General features: G+C 72.4%; 18 protein-coding genes and 1 other RNA gene. 5 read left to right on the forward strand and 14 right to left on the reverse strand.

The window, feature by feature from the left end; translation table 11 throughout:
- Window positions 1-41: 41 nt before the first annotated feature.
- The 3 genes from ftsL to rnpB form a co-directional block, all read right to left on the reverse strand.
- Window positions 42-497, reverse strand: a complete 456-nt coding sequence (ftsL, locus tag ACS5PV_RS02245; protein WP_455393740.1) for a cell division protein FtsL — start codon at window positions 495-497, stop codon at window positions 42-44.
- Window positions 494-1,513: a 16S rRNA (cytosine(1402)-N(4))-methyltransferase RsmH gene (gene rsmH, locus ACS5PV_RS02250; protein WP_455393741.1), complete on the reverse strand. Its 1,020-nt coding sequence runs from the start codon at window positions 1,511-1,513 to the stop codon at window positions 494-496. The genes ftsL and rsmH overlap by 4 nt, the downstream gene beginning before the upstream one ends.
- 461 nt (window positions 1,514-1,974) lie before the next feature.
- Window positions 1,975-2,409: RNase P RNA component class A (gene rnpB / locus ACS5PV_RS02255), an RNA gene on the reverse strand.
- A 127-nt stretch (window positions 2,410-2,536) separates the two neighbouring features.
- On the opposite strand from rnpB, the gene ACS5PV_RS02260 reads away from it, so the two are divergent.
- A complete protein-coding gene (locus ACS5PV_RS02260; protein WP_164712196.1) occupies window positions 2,537-2,707 on the forward strand; it encodes a hypothetical protein in 171 nt (56 codons plus the stop codon).
- A gap of 43 nt (window positions 2,708-2,750) precedes the next feature.
- On the opposite strand, the gene ACS5PV_RS02265 is transcribed toward ACS5PV_RS02260, so the two are convergent.
- Window positions 2,751-3,191: a VOC family protein gene (locus ACS5PV_RS02265; protein ID WP_455393742.1), complete on the reverse strand. Its 441-nt coding sequence runs from the start codon at window positions 3,189-3,191 to the stop codon at window positions 2,751-2,753.
- Window positions 3,192-3,361: 170 nt separating this feature from the next.
- On the opposite strand from ACS5PV_RS02265, the gene pepN reads away from it, so the two are divergent.
- Window positions 3,362-6,019 carry an aminopeptidase N gene (pepN, locus tag ACS5PV_RS02270; RefSeq protein ID WP_455393743.1) on the forward strand — a complete coding sequence of 886 codons (2,658 nt, stop codon included), beginning with the start codon at window positions 3,362-3,364 and terminating at the stop codon, window positions 6,017-6,019.
- 199 nt (window positions 6,020-6,218) lie between these two features.
- Window positions 6,219-8,561 carry a PAS domain-containing sensor histidine kinase gene (locus ACS5PV_RS02275; RefSeq protein ID WP_455393744.1) on the forward strand — a complete coding sequence of 781 codons (2,343 nt, stop codon included), beginning with the start codon at window positions 6,219-6,221 and terminating at the stop codon, window positions 8,559-8,561.
- A gap of 28 nt (window positions 8,562-8,589) precedes the next feature.
- Here the strand turns inward: ACS5PV_RS02275 and gcvA are convergent, their stop codons facing one another.
- Complete coding sequence (gene gcvA, locus ACS5PV_RS02280; RefSeq protein WP_455393745.1) at window positions 8,590-9,468, reverse strand: transcriptional regulator GcvA; 879 nt, start codon at window positions 9,466-9,468, stop codon at window positions 8,590-8,592.
- A gap of 133 nt (window positions 9,469-9,601) precedes the next feature.
- Between gcvA and ACS5PV_RS02285 the strand changes: the two genes are divergently transcribed.
- Both ACS5PV_RS02285 and ACS5PV_RS02290 read left to right on the forward strand, forming a co-directional pair.
- Window positions 9,602-10,429: an EamA family transporter gene (locus ACS5PV_RS02285; protein ID WP_455393746.1), complete on the forward strand. Its 828-nt coding sequence runs from the start codon at window positions 9,602-9,604 to the stop codon at window positions 10,427-10,429.
- A 20-nt stretch (window positions 10,430-10,449) separates the two neighbouring features.
- Window positions 10,450-10,875 carry a GFA family protein gene (locus ACS5PV_RS02290; protein WP_455393747.1) on the forward strand — a complete coding sequence of 142 codons (426 nt, stop codon included), beginning with the start codon at window positions 10,450-10,452 and terminating at the stop codon, window positions 10,873-10,875.
- Window positions 10,876-10,993: 118 nt separating this feature from the next.
- On the opposite strand, the gene ACS5PV_RS02295 is transcribed toward ACS5PV_RS02290, so the two are convergent.
- The 9 genes from ACS5PV_RS02295 to ACS5PV_RS02335 form a co-directional block, all read right to left on the reverse strand.
- Window positions 10,994-11,176 (reverse strand): hypothetical protein, encoded by a 183-nt coding sequence (locus ACS5PV_RS02295; protein ID WP_455393748.1) that lies wholly within the window; start codon window positions 11,174-11,176, stop codon window positions 10,994-10,996.
- 411 nt (window positions 11,177-11,587) lie between these two features.
- Entirely contained in the window at window positions 11,588-12,091 is a 504-nt protein-coding gene (locus tag ACS5PV_RS02300; protein ID WP_455393749.1) for a DUF1203 domain-containing protein, read from the reverse strand.
- Window positions 12,092-12,229: 138 nt separating this feature from the next.
- On the reverse strand, window positions 12,230-13,939 hold the full coding sequence (locus tag ACS5PV_RS02305) for a methyl-accepting chemotaxis protein (RefSeq protein WP_455393750.1): 1,710 nt from the start codon (window positions 13,937-13,939) through the stop codon (window positions 12,230-12,232).
- Between the two features lie 333 nt (window positions 13,940-14,272).
- A complete protein-coding gene (locus ACS5PV_RS02310; protein ID WP_455393751.1) occupies window positions 14,273-17,170 on the reverse strand; it encodes a bifunctional [glutamine synthetase] adenylyltransferase/[glutamine synthetase]-adenylyl-L-tyrosine phosphorylase in 2,898 nt (965 codons plus the stop codon).
- On the reverse strand, window positions 17,167-18,624 hold the full coding sequence (locus ACS5PV_RS02315; RefSeq protein WP_455393752.1) for an ATP-binding protein: 1,458 nt from the start codon (window positions 18,622-18,624) through the stop codon (window positions 17,167-17,169). Before ACS5PV_RS02315 ends, ACS5PV_RS02310 begins: the two co-directional genes overlap by 4 nt.
- The gene (locus ACS5PV_RS02320) at window positions 18,621-19,313 is read right to left on the reverse strand and encodes a winged helix-turn-helix domain-containing protein (protein WP_455393753.1); all 693 of its coding nucleotides are present in this window, start codon (window positions 19,311-19,313) and stop codon (window positions 18,621-18,623) included. The genes ACS5PV_RS02315 and ACS5PV_RS02320 overlap by 4 nt, the downstream gene beginning before the upstream one ends.
- A gap of 386 nt (window positions 19,314-19,699) precedes the next feature.
- Entirely contained in the window at window positions 19,700-20,440 is a 741-nt protein-coding gene (locus ACS5PV_RS02325; protein WP_455393754.1) for a YoaK family protein, read from the reverse strand.
- Window positions 20,441-20,539: 99 nt separating this feature from the next.
- The gene (locus ACS5PV_RS02330) at window positions 20,540-20,911 is read right to left on the reverse strand and encodes a response regulator (protein WP_455393755.1); all 372 of its coding nucleotides are present in this window, start codon (window positions 20,909-20,911) and stop codon (window positions 20,540-20,542) included.
- A gap of 134 nt (window positions 20,912-21,045) precedes the next feature.
- On the reverse strand, window positions 21,046-21,669 hold the full coding sequence (locus tag ACS5PV_RS02335) for a pyridoxamine 5'-phosphate oxidase family protein (RefSeq protein WP_455393756.1): 624 nt from the start codon (window positions 21,667-21,669) through the stop codon (window positions 21,046-21,048).
- Window positions 21,670-21,708 lie beyond the last annotated feature (39 nt).

The raw sequence follows: 21,708 nt of genomic DNA on the forward strand, positions 1-21,708 counted from the left end.
GGGGTCGTGAGCCTGGGAGTCCTGATCCTGGTTCACGGCGCCTACCTCTTGGCCGTCGGCGTGACGGTGCGGGTGGGAGTGGGAGTTGACGTGGAGCCGGTAGTGCGGGGCTCCTCGCTGCGGGCGGCGGTGGTGGAGGGCGCGCGCTCCTTGGCGGCGGGCGTCGCGGTCGCGCCGAGGCCGAGCGCCTCGAGCTTGCGGGCGATCTCGTCGCCGCGGTCGACCTTGGCCGGCAGGTCGGCCATCCGCGCGAGGTGGGCGGTGCCGATCGGCTCCAGACTCAGGTACTTGTCGACCGCGCCCTGCAACCGGTCGGGCCGGGTCAGCAGCTGCCACTCGGCGCGCAGGACCGCGATCGCGTCGCGCTCCTTGCGCAGGCGGGTCTTCAGCTTGGCGACCTGCTCGGCCTGGTAGAGCGTGTCGTACTTGATCGAGTAGGCGTAGATGGCCGAGGCGATCAGCCCGGCGATCGCCGCGAGGTGCAGGAGGCGGATCACCGGCGCCCTCCCCGGGTCTGGGTCTCGGGCAGGGAGGCCAGGGCTTCGAGCGCGGTGAGCGGCGGCGGCGGGGCTGCGTCGGTGCGCTCGCCGGCGCGCAGCTTGGCCGAGCGGGCGCGGGGATTGGCCCTACACTCGGCCTCGCCCGCCGCGACCGGGCCCTTGGTCGACAGCGTGAAGCTGCGGGGCGCGGGCTGCGAGGCCATCGGCAGGTGGCGCGAGGCCGCGACCGCCCGGCCGCTGCGGGCGGAGAAGAACTGCTTCACGATGCGGTCCTCCAGCGAGTGGAACGTCACCACCGCGAGGCGCCCGCCCGGCCTCAAGGTGCGCTCGGCGGCGTGGAGCGCCCGCTGCAGCTCGCCGAGCTCGTCGTTGACCGCGATGCGCAGGGCCTGGAAGGTCCGGGTCGCCGGATGGATGCCGCTGCCGGGCTCGGCCCGCACCACGCCGGCGACGATCTCGGCGAGGGCCGCCGTGGTCTCGATGCGGCCGCGCCGGCGCGCCTCGATCAGCGCGCGGGCGACTGCGCGGGCCCGGCGCTCCTCGCCGTAATGGTAAATCACGTCGGCGAGCGCCGCCTCGGAGGCCTCGTTGACGAGGTCGGCGGCGCTCTCGCCCGCCCGCTCCATGCGCATGTCGAGGGGGCCGTCGAACCGGAACGAGAAGCCGCGCTCGGCCTGGTCGAGCTGCATCGACGACACGCCGATATCGAGCACGACGCCGTCGGCCTCTGCAAAGCCGTGCTCGCGCGCGAGTGCGTCGAGGTCGCCGAAGCGGCCCTGCACCAGGGTCAGGCGCCCGGCCTGCTCGCCGACGAGCGCCTGGCCGGCGGCGATCGCCGTCGGGTCGCGGTCGATGGCGAGCACGCGGTTCTCAGGGTCGGCCGCCAGGATCGCCCGGGTGTAGCCGCCGGCGCCGAAGGTGCCGTCGATGATTCGGGCCGGCCCCGAGCCGAGGCGCAGGGCGGCCAGGACCTCGTCCAGGAGGACCGGGATGTGGGGGGCGGCCCCGCTCACGACCGGCACCCCGATGCGGACGGGCCGACGGGCGATCCCGCGCGCCGGGCGCGCCTTGAGGCGTGACGATCCATGGTGCTCCGGGTTCCGCGCGAGCCGGGCCGAAGCCGGCCGGGATCGGCGCCGGGGCGCCGCTTTGCCCACGCCCGACACCGGCGCGCGACCCTCACGCCCGCTGACGCGGGGTGCGGCCGCCGATGCTGGAATCGCCGTGGACGGGGTGGCTCGGGGTATCATGGGCCTCTGGGGTCGTCAACGCGAGGGCACACGCGGCGGGCAGCACCCGCCCCGCGGCAATCAGAGACCAGCAAGGTTAACGAAGGCTTGTGATGCTCGCGCGTCCCGTCGAAAAGTCGAGGCGAGCGTACCTGTTTGCCCACGGGCGCGGGCTCTACCTCGGCGATGCCTCGCGCCCGCCGGGCTTCAGCTGCGGCGGACGCGGGCCGGATTTTCGAAGATCGGGTATCAGCCGGCCTGTAAGCCGGGTTCTGTATGGCCCGGGAGATCCGCGAGGATCCCCCGAACGTGGCGGCCATTCCTCTGGGACGGCCGTTGCCGGCCGCCTCGAGCAACCAACCCGGGCGACGGGCCTGAAGAAGGCCGTGCGCGATTGCCCGCGCGTGCCGCCCCTATTCGGTTTTGCTCCCGGTGGGGTTTGCCGTGCCGTCCGCGTTGCCGCGTCCGCGGTGCGCTCTTACCGCACCCTTTCACCCTGGCCGCGACGGATCCTATAAGGATCCGCGGCGCGGTGGTCTGCTCTCTGTGGCACTGTCCCTGGGGTCGCCCCCGCCGGACGTTATCCGGCACCGTCTCTTCATGGAGCCCGGACTTTCCTCCCCGATCCCGCAGGCGGGAAGACCCGCTGACGGAACCGGAGCGGCCGCCCGGCCGGCTGACGGCGCCGATGTGCGACGCCCGGCCGGCCGCGTCAAGCCGGCAGGCCGGGTTGCCGCGCCACCGACGCTCCCTACCTGCCCGTCCCAAGGCCGCCGCGACGCGGCCGCGAGAACGGAGGCGACCCTGATGAGCGAGAACATCGAGGCGGGCTGGACGCTCGAGACCGTGCAGCAGCTCAAGGCCATGGCGCGCGAGGGCGTCTCGGCCTCGGTGATGAGCCTGAAGCTCAAGCGCCCGGTCACGGCGATCCATGCCAAGCTCGCCGAGCTCGGCCTCACCCCGGCGGCCGAGGCCTGAATTTTCGCGCGGGCGGGCCGCATCCGGCCCGCCCGCCGGCATTCTACCAGCTGCCGGTATTCTGCATCGAGGCCCAGGGCTCCTGCGGCGGCTTGGCGCCGCCCTTCTGGAGGATCTCGATCGAGATGCCGTCGGGCGAGCGCACGAAGGCCATGTGGCCGTCCCGCGGCGGACGGTTGATGGTCACGCCGGCATCGTGGAGCTTCTGGCAGGTCGCGTAGATGTCGTCGACCTGATAGGCCAGGTGGCCGAAGTTGCGCCCGCCGGTATACTCCTCAGGATCCCAGTTGTAGGTGAGTTCGAGCAGCGGCGACTTGGTGTCCTTGGCTCGCGCGGCGTCGCCGGGGGCCGCCAGGAACACCAGGGTGAAGCGGCCCTTCTCGCTCTCGGTGCGGCGCACCTCCTGGAGGCCGAACTTGTTGCAGTAGAAGTCGAGCGCCTTGTCCAGGTCGGCGACGCGGACCATCGTGTGCAGGTATTCCATGGCGCTCCATCCTCGGCTGTCGGGGCGCCCATGCCGGGCGCCGGATCCGGCGTCGTAGCTAGGGCGCCCCTCCGCCGGCGGGGAGTAGCCGATCCCGCGTTGCGCTGCGGCCGGCGCCGGTGCAAAGGCTTGATCCCTCCGCCGCCCGCGAGACCGCCGAGGACCCCGCCATGCAGTCGATCGTTCGCCTCGCCGATTACCGCCCGAGCGACTACCTGATCGACCGCGTCGACCTCGACGTGCGCCTGCATCCGACCGAGACCCGGATCACCGCGACCCTGGCCTTGCGCCCCAACCCCGCCGGCGAGCCCGGCGCAGCCCTCGTCCTCGACGGCGACGAGCTGACGCTGCTCGCCATCGCGCTGGACGGGCAGCCGACGGGCCCGGGCGCGATCGAGGTCACGCCCCGCACCCTCACCCTGCACCAGCCGCCGCAGCGCCCCTTCGTGCTCGAGATCGAGACGCAGGTGAACCCGAGCGCCAACACCAAGCTGATGGGGCTCTACCGCTCGAACGGCGTCTACTGCACCCAGTGCGAGGCCGACGGCTTCCGGCGCATCACCTACTTCCTCGACCGGCCCGACGTGATGGCGGTCTACACCACCCGGATCGAGGCCGATCGGTACGAGTCTCCCGTGCTCCTCGGCAACGGCAACCCGGTCGCCAAGGGCGAGGTTGGCCTGAGCCGCCACTTCGCGGTCTGGCACGATCCGCACCCGAAGCCCGCCTACCTGTTCGCCCTCGTCGGCGGCCGCCTGGGCCGCGTCGGCTCGCGCTTCGTCACCATGGAGGGGCGCGACGTCGAGATCGCCGTCTACGTCGAGCCCGGCAAGGAGGACCGCGCCGGCTTCGCCCTCGACGCGGTCGCCCGCTCGATGGCCTGGGACGAGCGCACCTTCGGCCGCGCCTACGACCTCGACGTCTTCAACGTCGTCGCGGTCTCCGACTTCAACATGGGCGCGATGGAGAACAAGGGCCTCAACATCTTCAACGACAAGTACGTGCTGGCGAGCCCCGACACCGCGACCGACGCGGACTACGCCAACATCGAGGCGATCATCGCGCACGAGTACTTCCACAACTGGTCCGGCAACCGGGTGACCTGCCGCGACTGGTTCCAGCTCTGCCTCAAGGAAGGGCTGACGGTCTTTCGCGACCAGGAATTCTCCTCCGACGAGCGCTCGCGCCCGGTCCACCGCATCGCCGAGGTGAGGACGCTCCGCGCCCGCCAGTTCCCCGAGGATGCCGGTCCCCTCGCCCACCCGGTGCGGCCGAAGGCCTATCGCGAGATCAACAACTTCTACACCGCGACGGTCTACGAGAAGGGCGCCGAGATCGTCCGGATGCTGCGCACCCTGCTCGGCCCCGACACCTTCCGGCGCGGCATGGACCGCTACTTCACCACCTGCGACGGCACGGCGGCCACGGTCGAGGACTTCCTCGCCGCCTTCGTGGCCGAGAGCGGGCGGGACCTCGCCGCCTTCTCCCGCTGGTACGAGCAGGCCGGCACGCCGACCGTCGCGGTGTCGGGCACCTACGATGAAGCTGCGCAAACCTACACCCTCGCCTTCCGCCAGAGCCTGCCGGTGGTCGCGACCGAGGCCGCGGCCGGCGCCGTGCCGCGTCCCCTGGTGATCCCGGTGGCGCTCGGCCTCGTCGCGCCGCAGGGCGGCGCGGTGGACGCCGCGTCCGAGCGGGTGCGCGACGGCGTGTTCGTGCTGGAGAGCGCGCAGGACAGCCTCGTCTTCACGAACGTCGCGGCGGCGCCGGTGCCGTCGCTGTTTCGCGGCTTCTCGGCCCCGGTGAAGGTCGATCACGCGCTGACCCGGGACGAGCGGCTGGCGCTGCTCGCCCACGATTCCGACGCCTTCAACCGCTGGCAGGCGGCCCAGAGCCTCGCCATGGAGGTTCTGGTCGCCCGGGCGCGGGCCGGCGCGCCCCTGTCCGACGAGGCCGGGCCGGAGGGGGCGAGCCTCACGGCTGCGCTCGCGACCTTCCTCGACGGCGAGGCCCTGGCCGATCCCGCCTTCGCGGCCCTGGTCCTGACCCTGCCCGGCGAGCAGGAGGTGGCGCAGACCCTCGCCTCCGAGGTCGATCCCGACGCGATCTGGCGCGCGCGCCAGACCCTGCGGTTGCAGCTCGGCCGCGATCTCGGGCCCCGTCTCCTGGCCCTGCGCGACGCGCTCGCCGAGAATCCGGGCGCGCCGTTCAGCCCCGACGCCGCCAGCGCCGGCCGCCGGGCCCTGCGCAACGCCGCCCTCGACCTCGTCGCCGCCGCCGCGCCGCAGGCCGGCACCGCCCTCGCGCTGGCCCAGCTCGACGCCGCCACGACCATGACCGACCGCCTCGCGGCCCTCGCGACCGTGAGCCTGGTGCCGGGCGAGGCCCGGGAGGCGGCGCTCGCCCGCTTCGGCGACACCTATCGCCACGAGCCCCTGGTGCTCGACAAGTGGTTCGCCCTCCAGGCGATGATTCCGGAGGCCGGCACGCTCGACCGGGTCCGCCGGCTGATGGCGCATCCGGCCTTCTCGCTCGGCAACCCGAACCGGGTCCGCTCGCTGATCGCGAGCTTCAGCCTCAACAATCCGACCCAGTTCCACCGCCCGGACGGGGCCGGCTACGACTTGACCGCCGAGGTGGTTCTGGCCCTCGACCAGAAAAATCCGCAAGTCGCGGCGCGGCTGCTAACTGCTTTCAATACTTGGCGTATGGTCGAGGGCGGGCGCCGCCAGAGGGCCGAGGCCGCCCTGCGGCGGGTGGCCGGGGCGCCGGGCCTCTCTCCCGACGTCAGCGACATCGCCGGCCGATCGCTCGCGGCTGCAAAATAGTTCACAACCCGTTGTGACTGCTGAGGGAATCACGTGGCGTACAGGCCACGCGAGCGCCCGTATCACTGGTTAACACTTCATTTCCACGGCGCGAGACGCTGGACAAAATGCTTGTGGAAATGCCAGATTGAGGCTCGATTCGGGGGCCAGCCGGGAACCTCCGCGGCATCTGTCTTTCTGTTCCGTTGGGGGTTTGGGTATGCTGGAGGCGGATCCCGCCCCCTTCTCTGCGCGTGCCGCGACGATCCTCGGCATCAGCCGGGCGTCGAAGGCCGCGCACCAGCGCCTCGCCCACGCGGAATCCTGGCTGCGGTTCGCCGTCCCGGCGATGCTGGCGGCCTTCCTCCTGTGCCTCGGCACCGTCACCGCCCTCCAGCTCTCCGGCCACCGCGAGGAAGTCGTCGCCGACGCGAGGCGCGACATCGACCTCGTCGCCCGCCTGGCGGCCGGCACGCTGCCGGCCGCCCTCGCCCGCACCTCCGGGACGACGGAGGCGATGGCGCCAGCTGTCTTGCGCGAGCGCCTGATGCGCCTCCTGCCGCCCGGCGGCCTGCCGGCCGGCCGCAGCGTGCTGCTGATCGGCCCCGACGACGCGATCCTCGCCGCCCTGCCCGAGCAGCCCGGCCTACCGCGCAATTTCGGCGAGTTCGTCGGCGAGGTGCAGGTGCTCGGCATCATGGGCGAGCGCGCCGGCGTGCTGCCGGTGGTGCTCGGCGGCGGCGAGCGGGCGCTGGCGACGGTGCGGGCGGTGCCGGGCGGGGCCGGGATCGCTCAGGTCGCGGTGGTGCAGACCCTCGATTCGGTCACCGCCCCCTGGGCCGGGCGGGCGCGCATCGCCGCGGTGCTGGTCGGCGCGGTGACCCTGGTGGTGGTCTGCACCGGCCTCGCCTACGCCCTCCAGGCCGATCGGGCGCGGGCGGTCGACCGAGTCTGCGAGCAGGTGCGCCAGCGCCTCGACACGGCCCTGGGACGGGGCCGCTGCGGCCTGTGGGACTGGGACATCCCGCGCGGGCGGATCTACTGGTCGGATTCGATGTACCAGCTCCTCGGCTACGTCCGGGAGCAGGAATTCCTCTCCTTCGGCGACGTCAACGGCCTCGTCCACCCCGACGATACCGACCTGTATGGCCTCGCCCGCCAACTGGCCGCCCGCGACACCACCGTCGACCACGAGTTCCGCATCCGCGCCGCTGGCGGCGAGTGGGTCTGGCTCAAGGCCCGGGCCGAGATCGTGCAGGACCTGGAGGACAATGGCCGGCACCTCGTCGGCATCGTCATCGACATCTCGGAGCAGCGCCGGCTCGCCGAATCGACCGCCACCGCCGACATGCGCCTGCGCGACGCCGTCGAGGCGGTGTCCGAGGCCTTCGTGCTGTGGGACGCGCAGAACCGCCTGGTCCTGTGCAACTCGAAGTTCCGGCGCCTGCACGCGCTGACCTCCGACGAGGCGCAGCCGGGCCGGCGCTACGACGCCATCATGGGGCGCGCCGCCCTGCCGACCGTGCGGCGCGAGATCCCCGCCGGCGAGTTCCCGGAAGCGGGAGCCCGCACCTTCGAGGCCGAGCTCGCCGACGGGCGCTGGCTGCAGATCAGCGAGCGCCGCACCAAGGACGGCGGCTACGTCTCGGTCGGCACCGACATCACGGCCCTGAAACGGCACCAGGAGCGGCTCGTGGAATCGGAACGCCAGCTCATCGCCACCATCGCGGACCTCAAGCGCTCGCGCCGCACCCTCGAGATCCAGACCCAGCAGCTCGCCGACCTCGCCGAGCGCTACCTCGACCAGAAGGCCCAGGCCGAGAGCGCCAACCGCTCGAAGTCCGAGTTCCTGGCCAACATGAGCCACGAGCTGCGCACGCCGCTCAACGCCATCCTGGGCTTCGCGGAGGTGATGGAGAGCGAGGTGTTCGGCTCGCTCGGCTCCGAGAAGTACCGCGAGTACTGCCGCGACATCCGCTCGAGCGGCCACTACCTGCTGTCGGTGATCGACGACATCCTCGACATGTCGCGGATCGACGCCCGCCGGGTGAAGCTCGCCAAGCAGCCGGTCGCCGTGAGCGAGGCCCTGGAGCGCGCCCTGAAGCTGATCGCCGAGCCGGCCCGGTCGAAGGGCCTCACCATCAGCGTCGAGATGAGCGCCGACACCCTGGTGATGGCCGACGAGCGCGCCCTGCACCAGATCCTGGTCAACCTCTTGCAGAACGCCGTGAAGTTCACCCCCGAGGCCGGCCGCGTCGCGGTGCGCACGCGGCGCGCGATCGATTCGGTGCACATCTTCGTCGAGGACAGCGGCATCGGCATCCCGAAGGCGGCCCTGCCGAAGCTCGGCTATCCCTTCGAGCAGGTCGAGACCAACTTCGCCCGCAGCTACAAGGGCTCCGGCCTCGGGCTCGCCATCGCCCGCTCGCTCGCCGAGCTCCACGGCGGGGGCCTGCGCATCCGCTCCGAGGAGGGCACCGGCACGATCGTGCTCGTGCGCCTGCCGCGGCCCGGCCTGAACGAGTCCGCCGCCGCGCAGGAAGCGATCGCCTTCCAGGCCTGAGAAATCGCAGCCCGCATCGCGCGGGCGGTCAGGCGGCCGTCGGCAGCCAGTCGCAGAAGGCGCGCACGGCGGGATCGTCGCGGCGGGCCGCCGGGACGTAGGCGTAGTAGCTGCGCGCCGGCAGTGCGGGCCCGGCGAAGGGCAGCGTCAACCGGCCCGCCGCGACGTCGTCGGCGACGAGCCGCGTCGGGCCTATCGCCACGCCCAGGCCGTCGAGCGCCGCCTGCAGCGTCTGGTAGAAGTGCTCCAGCGTGATCGAGGCCTGGGGCGCCAGATCCGGCACCCCCGCCGCCGCCAGCCATTGCGGCCAGACATCCGGCAGGGTCGCCGCGTGCAGGAGCGTGTGGCGCGCGAGCTGCGGCGGCTCCCGGAGCGGCAGGCGCTCCAGCAGGGCCGGGCTGCAGACCGGGATGCGCTCTTCGGCGAGGAATTCTCGCGCGACATGGCCCGGCCGCATGTCGGGACCGCCGCGGATCGCGACGTCGTAAGGCCCGGCCAGCTCGGCGAGCGGCACGTTCGAGGTCGTCAGCCGGACCTCGATCGCCGGGTGGGCGCGCTGGAAGGCGTGCAGCCGCGGGATCAGCCAGCGCAGGGTGAAGGTCGCCAGGGCGTTCACGTGGAGCACCCGCGCCTGGCCACGCTCCACCTGGCGCGCGGTGGCGAGCGCGACGCGGTCGAGGGCGCCGCCGATCTCCGCGAGGTAGCTCCGCCCGGCCTCCGTCAGCACCACGCGCCGATTGTGGCGCTCGAACAGCTTCACGCCGAGCCAGGCTTCGAGCGCCTGCACGTGCCGGCTGACCGCACCGTGAGTCACCCGCAGCTCCTCCGCCGCCAGGGTGAAGCTCGCGTGGCGGCCGGTCGCCTCGAAGGCTTTCAGGGCGTTGAGGGGCGGCAGGCGGCGATGCACGTGTCAGTTTTCCTCACGCGAAGGCCACCATAAGGCGTTTGTCGGGGCGCGACGAGAGGGGCATCCTCACCTGCATGACCCCCGAGAGCCGAACCCTGAATCGGGCATCGACCCTGCCCCGAGGCCGTCCCGCATGACCCCGATCGTCCTTGCCGGCGTCGTCTGCGCGGCGATCCTGCATGCCGGCTGGAACGCGGTCCTGCGCGGCGGCAGCGACCGGCTCTGGTCGATGACCCTGATGATGATCGCCGTCGCCTGCACCTCGGCGGTCGCGATGGCGGTCCTGCCCTGGCCGGAGGCCGCGAGCTGGCCCTACCTCGTCGCCTCGGCGGCCATCCATACCGGCTACAACCTGTCGCTCGTGCGGACCTACCGCTCCGGCGACCTCGGGCAGACCTACCCGATCTCCCGCGGCTCCTCGCCCGTGCTCGTCGCGCTGGGGGCGGCCGTGTTCGCGCACGAATCCCTGACGCCCGTCGCCATTCTGGGGATCGCGCTCGTTTCCGGCGGCATCCTGTCCCTCGCGCTCCAGGGCGGGCGGCTGCGCGCCGACTTCCTTCCGGCCGCCTTCGTCACCGGCCTGCTCATCGGGGCCTACACCGTCGTCGACGGGATCGGGGTGCGCCTGTCGGGAAACAGCCTGTCCTACGCGGCGAGCATGTTCCTGCTCTGGAGCCTGACCATGCCGCCCCTCTACCTGGCGATGCGCGGACAGCCTCCCGCCTACACCGCCGGGCAGACGGCGATGGCGCTCGGCGGCGGGATCGTGTCGATCCTGGCCTACGGCATCGTCATCTGGGCGATGCAGTCCGACGCGATGGGTATGGTCTCGGCCCTGCGCGAGACCAGCGTGGTCTACGCCGCGCTCATCGGCCGGGTCTTCCTCGGGGAGACCTTGAGCCCGCGCCGGATCGGCTCGTGCCTCGCCGTCGCCGCCGGCGCGGCGTGCCTGGCCTGGTAAATCACTTCTGGAGACGGACGATGGGCAGCAGGATCCTCCGGGCCGGCCAGTGCCATTGCGGTGCCGTGCGCTTCGAGGCGTCGCTCGGCGACGGGTTCGACACGATCCGCCGCTGCACCTGCTCGTACTGCCGCATGCGGGGCGCCGTCGTCGCCATGGCGGAGGCGGGTGGGGTCGCGATCCTGCGCGGCGAGGACGCCCTGACCCGCTACCGCTTCCACACCGGATCGGCGCAGCACTTCTTCTGCTCGCGCTGCGGCATCTACACCCATCATCAGCGCCGGTCCGACACCAGCCTCTACGCGGTGAACGTGGCCTGCCTGGACGGCGTCAGTCCCTTCGACTTTCCCGAGGTACCGGTGACGGACGGGGTCGAGCATCCCGGCGACACCGGCAGGCCGGCGCGTCGCGCCGGTATCCTCCGCTTCATCCCGGCGGATCGCTGATCGAGAGCCGTGAGGACGGCCGGTCTCGGACCGCCCGCGCAATCATCAGCGCGCGGCGGCCGGCAGCGCGGCGTCGCCGGGGCTGAACGGCTTTTGCGTCCTCACGATCAGAATGGCATCAGCGCGTGAGTTCGGCCAGCCGCTCGTTCGCTGCATCGAGGGCCTGCTCGACAGATGTGAACGCATCCGGTGACTCCTCCCAGAACATGGACTGAGTACCATAGATGGTCCACAGGTACCGGGCGCGGTTGCCTGGATCCGGGCGAACGCTGACGCGGTAGTTGATTTGTCCGACCGGCATTTATTCCTCCAGTACCGTTGTATTGTAGTCGCCGCAGCTGAGCCTGGGGCGACAGATTGCGTGGAAATTAAGCAGGGGCGTGCACAGGATGTCAATTGTGCCGTTCGTGGAAGCTCACAGGATGAAATACCTCGTTCGACGCCCGCCGCCTGGATCCGGGTACAGAAAAGGCCCGGACGGCAGCCCGGCTGGGGCTGACGGTAGGGCCGGGGAAATCCCGGCGATCAACGAGACGCCGCCGGGATGGTTCCAACCGGGGCACGCCGCCTTCGGACGGGTGGTCGCCCGACAACATCGCTGACGCCGGCGATCAGCCTGCCCAAGCGTCCCCGAACCAAGCCTGCCCCACCGAGCCAGGCCAACCATAATTTTGCGAATCGGCAACTCGGCAGGTCCCGGCATCGTCGGGTCTCATCCCCGGCCGGCATCCTCCGCGACCGGCCTATGCTCGACCTGTACCAGCAGGCACCCTGGGCGTGCCGTGTGGATATTCACGAAGGCCGTACGGGGATCGTCGAGCGCCCGCGCGAGGGGCGCGTCGACCTCCGCACCGGCGCCGACATGGCCGAGATCGTAGAGACACTGGTGCCGGTCGTCGTAGGCGCGCACGGAGACGAGCGGGTTCTCGCGCACGATCGGCGCGACCTCGTCGACCGCCTCAGCGCGCGGACACTCCGCCTCGTGCAGGAAGATCGGGCTCGGCGTCCAGTAGATCCCGAGCGGCTTCGGCAGGTCGTAGGAGCCGAGCAGCATCGTCTCGCCCGGTCCGGCGAGGCGCAGGCAGTGCCGGCACGGAAACGCGCCGTCCTGCGTCGCGACGATCCGCCGGAGCGGGTTGCCGCGGTCGTCGGTGCCGGTCCGGCGGAAGCGGTCGGCGGTCTCGGTCGGAATCGGGATGCAGCGGAAAGCGGCCATGCGGTGTCCTCCTCGGTCGAACCCTTACGGGGCCGGGAGGAGGCGCCGCATCCCGCTTCTTGCGCCCGAATCGCGAAGCCCCGGGCATCCGCCGCGCGGGCCCGGGGCTTGGAACGACGAGCGGGAAACCCTCGGCCGTCAGGCCGCCCGCACCGTGGCGAGAAAGCGCGCGACCTCGGCGCCGAGATGCTCGGACTGGCGCGACAGCTCGGTGGCCGAGGCGAGGACCTGGGTCGCGGCGGCGCCCGTCTCCTCCGCGGCGCCCGCCACCCCCGCGATGTTGCCGGTGACCTCGCCGGTGCCGGTCGCGGCCTGGGAGACGTTGCGGACGATCTCCTGCGTCGCGACCCCCTGCTCCTCGACCGCGGCGGCGATCGCCACCGTCACGGTGTCGAGTTCGCGGATCCGCTCGGTGATCGCGGTGATCGCCGTGACCGTCTCGCCGGTGGCGCTCTGCACCGCGGCGATCTGCTGGCCGATCTCCTCGGTGGCCTTGGCGGTCTGGGCGGCGAGCTCCTTCACCTCCGCGGCGACGACCGCGAAGCCGCGGCCGGCCGCACCCGCGCGCGCCGCCTCGATCGTGGCGTTGAGCGCGAGCAGGTTCGTCTGCGCGGCGATCGACGAGATCAGGCCGGCGACGTCGCCGATCCGGCCGACGGTCTGGCTCAGCTCGCGCACCCGGGCGCCGGTCCGGTCGGCCTCCGTGACGGCGGCCCGCGCGAGGCCCGCCGAGCCGTCGACCTGGCGGCCGATCTCGGCCACCGAGGCGCCGAGCTCCTCGGCCGCGGCCGCGACGGTACCGACGTTGGAGGCGGCCTCCTCGGCGGCCGCCGCGACGGCGGCGGACTGGCTCGCCGTCTCGGTCGCCGTGCCGGTCATCTGGCCGGCGGTCGCCTGCAGCTCGGTCGCCGAGGCCGAGACCTGGCCGACGATGCCGCCCACCGCCCGCTCGAACCCGTCGGCGAGCGCCATCATGGTGCGACGGCGCTCCTCGGCCGCCGCCGCGTCGGCGATCCGCTTGATCTCGGCCTGCTCGGCCGCCTTCTGCGACACCATCGCCTTGATGCCCTCGACCGCCCGGCCGATGGCGCCGATCTCGTCGCCCCGGCGCGCCTCGCCGATCTCGGCCTCGATCTCGCCGCGGGCCATCCGTTCGAGGACGCGCACGAGGCGGCCGATCGGCCGGGTCACGCCGAGTACCGTCACCAGGGCGACCGTCACGAGGCCGAGCACGAGGCCGAGGCCGCTGACGAGCATCAGCCGGGTGCGGGTGGCGTTGGTCTGGTCGGTCAGGTCGTCCGAGCTCTTGGCGACGTAGTCCTGGATGTCGAGGGCGAGCTTGCGGGTCTCCTGGATCTGGCCGCTCATGACGGGATCGACGCTGCGCCGGAACAGCTCGAGCGCCTCGGCGCTGCGGTGCGCGAGGGCGAGGTCGCGCACCTTGGCGAGCTTGGCGGCCACATCGTCGAGGTCGCGGGCGATCTTGTCGACGCGGGCCGCGAAGGTCGGCGCCCGCTCGCGCAGGGTCGCGACGCCCGGCTTGAGCCCCGCGAGGGCGTCGTCGAACTCGGTGTTGGCACGGCGGATCTGCGCCTCGTCGGTCTCGGCGATGATGCGGAAGGTCGCGTAGCTCAGGGTGTAGAGGGTGCGGTTGAGGAGGCTGGCGCTGCTCGACGCACGCGACTCTCGCACCAGGAACACGCTGTAGGCGTCGTCGATCGCGGTCATGCGCCCTTGCGCGTACCAGACGCAGCCGCCCACCAGGGCGGCGATCAGCAGGACGGCGGCGGTGAGCTTGTGGAGGATCTTGAATCTGGCGAGCACGGGTCCGGTCCCTGGCGCAGGCATGTGATGGGCAGGGTATGACAATGAACGCCTTAATCCTGCGTAAATCAGCCGGTCTGTGCCTCGAGATCAGTCTGTTTGCACCAACATCCGACACCTCTCGCCCGTCGCGCGAATGCATCGGTCAGCTATGAGCTTTTTATCCGCTCTATTTACGCTAAGTCATCAGGAATCCGGTCGGACGTGGCGGCGAGGTCACGCGGATGCGCCGCATCAGGGCGCCGGCTCGGAAGCGTGGCAGTAACGCAGGGCCGCGCAGGTCGTTCCGTCCGGCCATGCTGCGAGGCGGTGAGCGAGACCCCTGCCCGCGCGGTTCGTCGTGCCGGGTCGACGCCGCTACAGCAGCGCCTCGAACGCCGACCGCACCGCGCCCCGCGTCTCGGCGAGAAGCGCGACGAGCGCCGCCTCGTCGGGCTGGCCGAGAGCCGCGGCGAGGCGGGCCCGGGCCGCCGGCGGGGCGGCGCGGGAGAACTCGCCCTCGACCATCAGGCGCTGCCAGTGGTGGACGTCGTCGAGGAGTCGGTAGGCGGTGACGAGGCGGCCGGCGAGCCCCCGGTCGACGAGGCCGTGGGCGCCGGCGCGCTCCAGCACCTCCGGGGCGTCGAGGCCGACGAGGTCGGGACGGGCGCTCGCATGCGCCAGGACGAGGGCCTGCGCCAGGAAGTCGAGGTCGAGGAGCCCGCCGGGCGCGAGCTTGAGGTCGAGGGGGCCGTGATCGCCCTTCTCGCGCGCGACGAGCGCGCGCATCGCCTTCACCTCCCCGGCGACGGTCGTCGCGTCGCGCGGCTGGCGCAGGACCGCGGCGGCGGTGTCGTCGGCCTCGCGCATCAGGCCCGCATCGCCCGCGATGGCGCGCGCCCGGGTGAGCGCCATGTGCTCCCACAGGGCCGCCTCCTCGCGCCAATAGGCCGAGAAGCGCTGCCACTGATTGGCGATCGGACCCTGGCCGCCGCTCGGGCGCAGGCGAAGATCGACCTCGTAGAGTCGGCCGCGCCGCGTCGGCACGGTGAGCGCCGCGACGAGGCGCTGGGTCAGGCGGTTGTAGTAGACCGCCGCGTCGAGGCGGCGCTTGCCGTCGCTCTCGCGCCGCTCGGGGTCGAAATCGTACAGCACCACGAGGTCGAGGTCGGAATCGGCGGTGAGCTGGCGCGAGCCGAGGCGCCCGAGCCCGAGCACCGCGAAGCGCCCGCTCGGCACGCGGCCGTGTTCCTCGGCGAAGGCGGCCTCGACCGCGTGGAGGGAGGCCGCGACGGCGGCTTCGGCGATGCCCGCATAGGCCCGGCCAGCGCTCGCCGGCGGCAGGATGCCGGAGAGGAGGCGGGCGCCGGTGACGAAGCGCAGCTGGCGGGCGGCGTCGCGGCTTCGGTCGAGGAAGTCCTCGTAGTCACGGGGGCGGCCGAGGCCGGCCCGGAACTGCTCGGCGAGCGCGTCGGTGTCCGTCACCGGCGCCACGAAGGCCGGGTCGATCACCGCGTCGAGGACGTGCGGGCTGAACGCCACCGTGTCGGCGAGCCGCGGCACGGTGCCGAGGAGGTCGGCGAAGAGCAGCCGCAGGCGCTCGTGCGAGCGCAGGATGGTGAGGAGTTCCACCGCCGCCGGCATCCGCCCGAAGGCGCGGTCGAGGGCGGCGAGCGCCCCGTCGGGATCGGCGGTGCCGGCGAGCGCCTGGATCAGCGCCGGCACCAGCTCGGTCAGCACCTCGCGGGCGCGCGGGCTCGTCACCGCCGGGCGGCGGCCGAAATGCCAGCCCCGTACCGTCTCGGTCGCCCGCTCCGGCGCCCGGAAGCCGAGGCGGCGCAGGGTCGCGAGGGTTTCCGGATCGTCCTCGACGCCGGTGAAGACGAGGTCGCCGACCTCCGCCGCGAGGTCCGGCTCGGCCTCGAACAGCAGCGCGTAATGCCCCTGCACCCGGCGCGCCTCGGCGGTCAGCGCCTCGCCGAAGGCGGCCTCGTCGGAATAGCCGAGGAAGCGGGCGAAGCGGCCGAGCTTTGCGGGATCCTCCGGCAGGCGCTGGGTCTGCTCGTCCGCCACCATCTGGAGCCGGTGCTCGACACCGCGCAGGAAGCGGTAGGCGTCCGCGAGTTCGTCGCGGGCCTGCGGGGTGATCCAGCCCTCGTCGTGGAGCGTCGCCAGCATCTCCAGGGTGCGCCGGCCACGGAGCGAAGGGCGCCGCCCGCCGAAGACCAGCTGCTGGGTCTGGACGAAGAACTCGACCTCGCGGATGCCGCCGCGCCCGAGCTTGATGTCGTGGCCGGCCACCGCGATGGCGCCGTGGCCGCGCACGGCGTGGATCTGCCGCTTCATCGCGTGCACGTCGGCGATCGAGGCGAAATCGAAGTACTTGCGCCAGACGAACGGCCGCAGCTCGGCCAGGAAGGCCTCCGCCCGCGGGAGGTCGCCGGCGACCGGCCGCGCCTTGATGAAGGCGGCGCGCTCCCAGTTCTGGCCCACCGTCTCGTAGTAGGTGTAGGCCGACGGCAGCGACAGGGCGGTCGGGGTCGAGCCGGGATCGGGCCGCAGGCGGTAGTCGACCCGGTGGACGTAGCCGTCGGCGGTGCGCTCCTGGAGGAGCTTCGCCATCGTCTGCGCGATCCGGCTGAAGAACGGCGTCGCCTCGACGCCCTCGCGCAGCGGGGCGACGTCGGGATCGAACAGCACGATCAGGTCGACGTCGCTCGAATAGTTCAGCTCGCAGGCCCCAAGCTTGCCCATGCCGAGGACGATCAGGCCCGATCCTCCCTGCGGATTCGCCGGATCGGGGGGCAGGAAGCGGCCGGCGCCGGCGGCCTGGACGAGGGCCGCGTCGACCGCCGCGCTCACCGAGGCGTCGGCGAAATCCGAGAGCGCCGCCGTCACCTGCTCCAGGGACCAGACCCCGCCGATATCGGCGAGCGCCACCAGCAGCGCGTGGGCAGCGCGGTTGCGGCGAAGCCGCTGCGCGACGTCGCCGCCGGCAAGACCGGCCCCGCGCTGGTCGGCAAGGATCGCGGCGCTGGACTCCTCCGGCGGGCGCTCGAGCAGGCCGGCGAGCCGGGCGGGATCGCGGGAGGCCAAGCCCCACAGGAACGGCGAATGGTCGGCGACGCCGAGGAGGAGGTCGCGCGCGGGACCGCCCTCGCCTAGAAGGGGCGCGAGGTCGGGCGCCGCGGCGAGGAGATCGGCGAGGCGGCCTCGCGCCCGCTCCGGCTCGGCGAGGCGGGGCGCCCGGGTCAGGCGTGCGGACAGCCCGGTCACGCGGCGATCTCCCGGGCCGCCTGATCGCGCAGGGCCGGCAGGCGCAAGGTCGCGCGCAGGCCCGGTGCGTTGTCCTCGAGGATGAAGCTGCCCTGGTGCAGCCGCGCGACGGCGTTGACGAGGCTCAGGCCCAATCCGAAGCCCGGACGGGAGCGGGCGGTCTCGAGCCGCACGAAGCGCTCCAGCACCCGGCCGCGCTCAGTTTCCGGAATGCCCTCGCCCCGGTCGGCCACGGTGAGCACCACGTGGCCGTCCTCCCGCCGCGCCGCGACGCGGACCGTGGGCTCGCTCGCCGCTGCCCCGTATTTCAGGGCGTTGTCGATCAGGTTCGCCATCGCCTGTCCGATCAATTCGCGGCTGCCGTGCAGCACCAGGCCGTCCTCGACCTCGGCCTGCACCGCGACGCCGCGTTCCTCCGCCACCGCTTCGTACAGCTCCGCGACCTCGAGCGCGACCGCCCCGGCGTCGAATTCGCCCAAGCCCTCGCGGGCATTGCCGGCCTCGAGCCGGGCGATCATCAGGAGCGCGTTGAACACCCGGATCAGGTTGTCGCTCTCCTCGATGTTGGCCTCCAGGGCCGCCCGCAGGGCATCCGGGTCGCGCCCTTCGCGCAAGGCCGCGTCGGCCTTGTTGCGCAGGCGGGTGAGCGGGGTCTTGAGGTCGTGGGCGATGTTGTCGGAGACCTCGCGCATGCCGCGCATCAGCTCGCCGATGCGGTCGAGCATGGCGTTGAGGTTGCTCGCCAGCCGGTCGAGCTCGTCGCCGGTGCCGGCGAGCGTCAGCCGCCCGTCGAGGTCGCCCGCCATGATGCCGCGGGTGATCTCGGTCATGTGGTCGACGCGCTTCAGGACGCGCTGGGCGATGAACCAGCTGCCGAGGAAGCCCAAGCCCACCACCAGCATCAGCGACCAGGCGAAGGCGCGCCCGATCACCGCGCGCAGGCGGTCGCGCTCCTCGACGTCGCGGCCGACGAGCAGGCGGAATCCCCCCGGCAGGGTGAAGATCCGCACGATCGCCCGGTGGTCGAGGCGGTCGCCGTCGGTGCTGCGGCCATAGGCGGTCTCGGTCTGGCCGGGCTCGTTGAGCACGCCGGGCGGCAGCGCCTCGACGTTGCCGACGACGTGCTCGCCCGCAGGCGTGGTGACGAGGTAGAGCGAGGCGCCGGGCTCGCGCGAGCGGCGCTCGACCACGCTGACGAGGCGGCGGATGCCGCCGGACGCGTACTGGTCCGACAGGCCGTTGATCTCGGCCTCGATCGTCGAGACGATCTGGTCGTCGAGGACCCGCCGGGCGTTCCAGGCGACGTAGCCGAGCGCGAAGAACGCGAAGGCGGCGAAGACCAGGAGGTAGGCGAGCGACAGCTTGAACGCGGTGGTGCGAAACAGCGCGCCGAGGCGGGCGAGCACGCCGTCCGGGGCGCTCGCGCCGGGAGGGCTCGAAGGTGAGGCGCTCACGCCTCGCCGCCGGCACGCACCATGTAGCCTGCCCCCCGCACGGTGTGGATCATCGGGCGCTCGAAGCCCTTGTCGACCTTGGCGCGCAGGCGCGAGACGTGGACGTCGATGACGTTGGTCTGCGGGTCGAAATGGTAGTCCCAGACGTGCTCCAGCAGCATCGTGCGGGTGACGACCTGGCCGGCATGGCGCATCAGGTATTCGAGCAGGCGGAACTCGCGCGGCTGGAGCGGGATCTCCTGGCCGGCCCGGGTGACCCGGTGCGACAGCCGGTCGAGTTCGAGGTCGCCGACGCGGTAGGCCGTCGCCTCGGCGGCCGTGCCGCCGCTGCCGCGCCGGCGCGCCAGCACCTCGATCCGCGCCATCAGCTCGGAGAAGGCGTAGGGCTTGGGCAGGTAGTCGTCGCCGCCGGCCTTGAGGCCCTTCACCCGGTCGTCGACCTGGCCGAGCGCGGAGAGGATCAGCACCGGCGTCTCGACGCCCTGCTCGCGCAGGGACCGGATCAGCGACAGGCCGTCGAGCTTCGGCAACATGCGGTCGACCACCAGCACGTCGTAGGCGCCCTCGCGCGCCAGCGCGTAGCCGTCGAGCCCGTCATCGGCGGTGTCGGCGACGTGGCCGGCCTCGCGAAAAGCCTTGGAGAGGTAGCTGGACGCCTCGCGGTCGTCCTCGATGATCAGAAGGCGCATGTCGGGCATTCTAGGGCAGATCCCCGGCGCGCGGGAGTTTTGCGATCCGGGATCCTGGCGCCCTTCGAACCCGGGGCGGGCCCCGCCCGGCATGCCGCGCGATCGGGGGAGGATCCGCGGCATGCCGGGCATCGCCGCCGGGGTCGGCAGGCCGAGCGGGGGGCTCGGCCTGCCGCGGCACGCTGCACCGGGTCGTCTGGGGGGCGACGATGATGACCCGGCGCCTCGGCCCTCGGGGCCTTGAAACGCGGCGGCGCCCGGGGTGATGGGCGCCGCCGCGTCCGGCGACCATGCCGTTATCGGCCCAGCCGGCTTACGCCGGTGTCTCCGCCCCATGAACGATGCGTAATCTTTGCCGGAGCGGGGATCACCGCTCCGGGCTCGCCTCACACCACCGGCGGGGCGGTCGCGGCGGCGTCCGGCGCCGGCGACTTGGTGCCGGAGACGAGCGGCCCGTCGCCGTGGACCAGGGTCATCACCAGGGCGGTGACGGCGAGCGCCGCCGCGACGACCGCCGGCACCAGGAAGGCGCGCTCGCCGAAGGCGCCGTGCAGGAGGCCGCCGGTGATCGCCCCGACGGTCAGGGCGGCCCAGAGCGGCGCCTGGATCCAGAACGACGGCGAGGGGTGGCCGAGGAGCAGGTTGGCGAGCCCGGTGCCGAAGCGCACCACCGCGCCGGTGACGTAGGTGAGCGCCAGGCTGCGCCCCTCCTCGTCCTGGAGGACGGCGTTCTGCATGCCGAGCGCCAGCACGATCGGGTAGGCGTGGAGTGGGAACTCGAACGGCCCGCGCGGCATGGCGAGGCCGACGCAGAGGAGCGCCGCCTGGAGGCCGAGCAGCACCGCGAGGCGCCAGTAACCGACGGCGGCGGCGATGAGCGTGCCGAGGAACGCGCCGAAGCAGAACAGCGCGATGGTGCTGCCGACCCGGGTGACGTTGCCCCAGTCACCGAGGCTCACCGCGGCGCCGAGGCGGGTGGTGTTGCCGCTCATGAACGACATGAACAGCTGCGAGAATTCGAGGAACCCGATCGCGTCCGCGCAGCCGGCCAGCGCCGACAGGGCCAGCGCGAACGGGACCCGCGTGCTCGCGGCGGCCGGAAAGGCCTTCGTTTCCTTCTCTGCCATACACTCCGTCTCCTGTGCTGCCGTCGGGGCAGACATCGCTCCGATGCAGAACAGGGTTGCAGCGTGACGGTTCCGCTGCGGTGCGGCAGAACACCTGCGTCAGGTGCGCCGCAGGCCCGGCAGCACGTCGGCGAGCGCGTTGTAGTCGAAGGGCTTCGACCAGGCCGGGATCGCCTCGTAATCGGCGGGAATCGCCGTGACGTCGTAGCCAGTGGCGAAGACCATCGGCACGCCGCGCCGGCTCAGCTCGGCGACCAGGGGGTAGACCAGCTCGCCCCGCAGGTTGATGTCGAGGACCGCGAGGTCGAGGCTTTCCGAATCCAGGAGCGCCCGCGCTTCCCGGACGGTCGGCACCGGGCCGACCACCTCGGCCCCGTGGCGGATCAGGGCACGCGAGATGTCGTCGGCGATGAAATACTCGTCCTCGACTACGAGAACCCGAAGGGGATCGGGCTTCTCCTGTCCTGTCATCGGATGATCCTCGCCTCCGGCGGCGCACCCCGCACGGGCGCCCTCGGGTGGTACACTATCACGGCGGGGCTGGTTCCGCCCCGCGCGCAACTAACGGGCGGTGGATCGGCGTGGACAACCAGGGCGAGCACCCCTCAGTAGAGCCGCGTCCGGTACGATTCCTCCATCAATCGCTCGGCCTCGGCGACGCCGATGGCGCCGGTCTGCTCGGCGAGCACGCGGCCGAGGCTCGGGAAGCTCGCGCGCGGCACCTGCGCCGCCGGGTCCCAGAGCCGGGCCCGCATCACCGCCTTGCCGCAATGGAAGAACGCCTCGCGCACCGTGACGACGAGCCCGGTGGTCGGCACCTTGCCCTGTGCGGCGAGCGGCGCGAGCAGGGCCGGGTCGGTGGTGAGCCGGGCGGTGCCGTTGACCCGCAGGGTCTCGGTGAGGCCCGGCACCAGGAAGATCAGGCCGATGCCGGGCGCGGCGAGCAGGTTGCCGAAGCTGTCGGCACGGTTGTTGCCGCGCCGGTCCGGGATCAGCAGGGTGGCGTCGTCGATCACCTGGACGAAGCCCGGCGCGTCGCCGCGCGGGCTCGCATCGGCCTGGCCCTGCGCATCCGCGGTGGCGACCACCAGGAACGGCGAGAGCGCGATGAAGGCGCGGGCGTGCCGGTCGAGCCGGGCCTGCACCTTGCCCTCGGCGAGGCGGCTGACCGGGCCCATGTGGCCGCGCAGGGCGTCCGCGTCGCGGATCTCGTCGGAATCGCCACTCATCGTCACCTCTTTCCCGCTGCGGCGTCGCGTCCGTCGCGC

Source organism: Methylobacterium sp. Gmos1, from assembly GCF_053764715.1.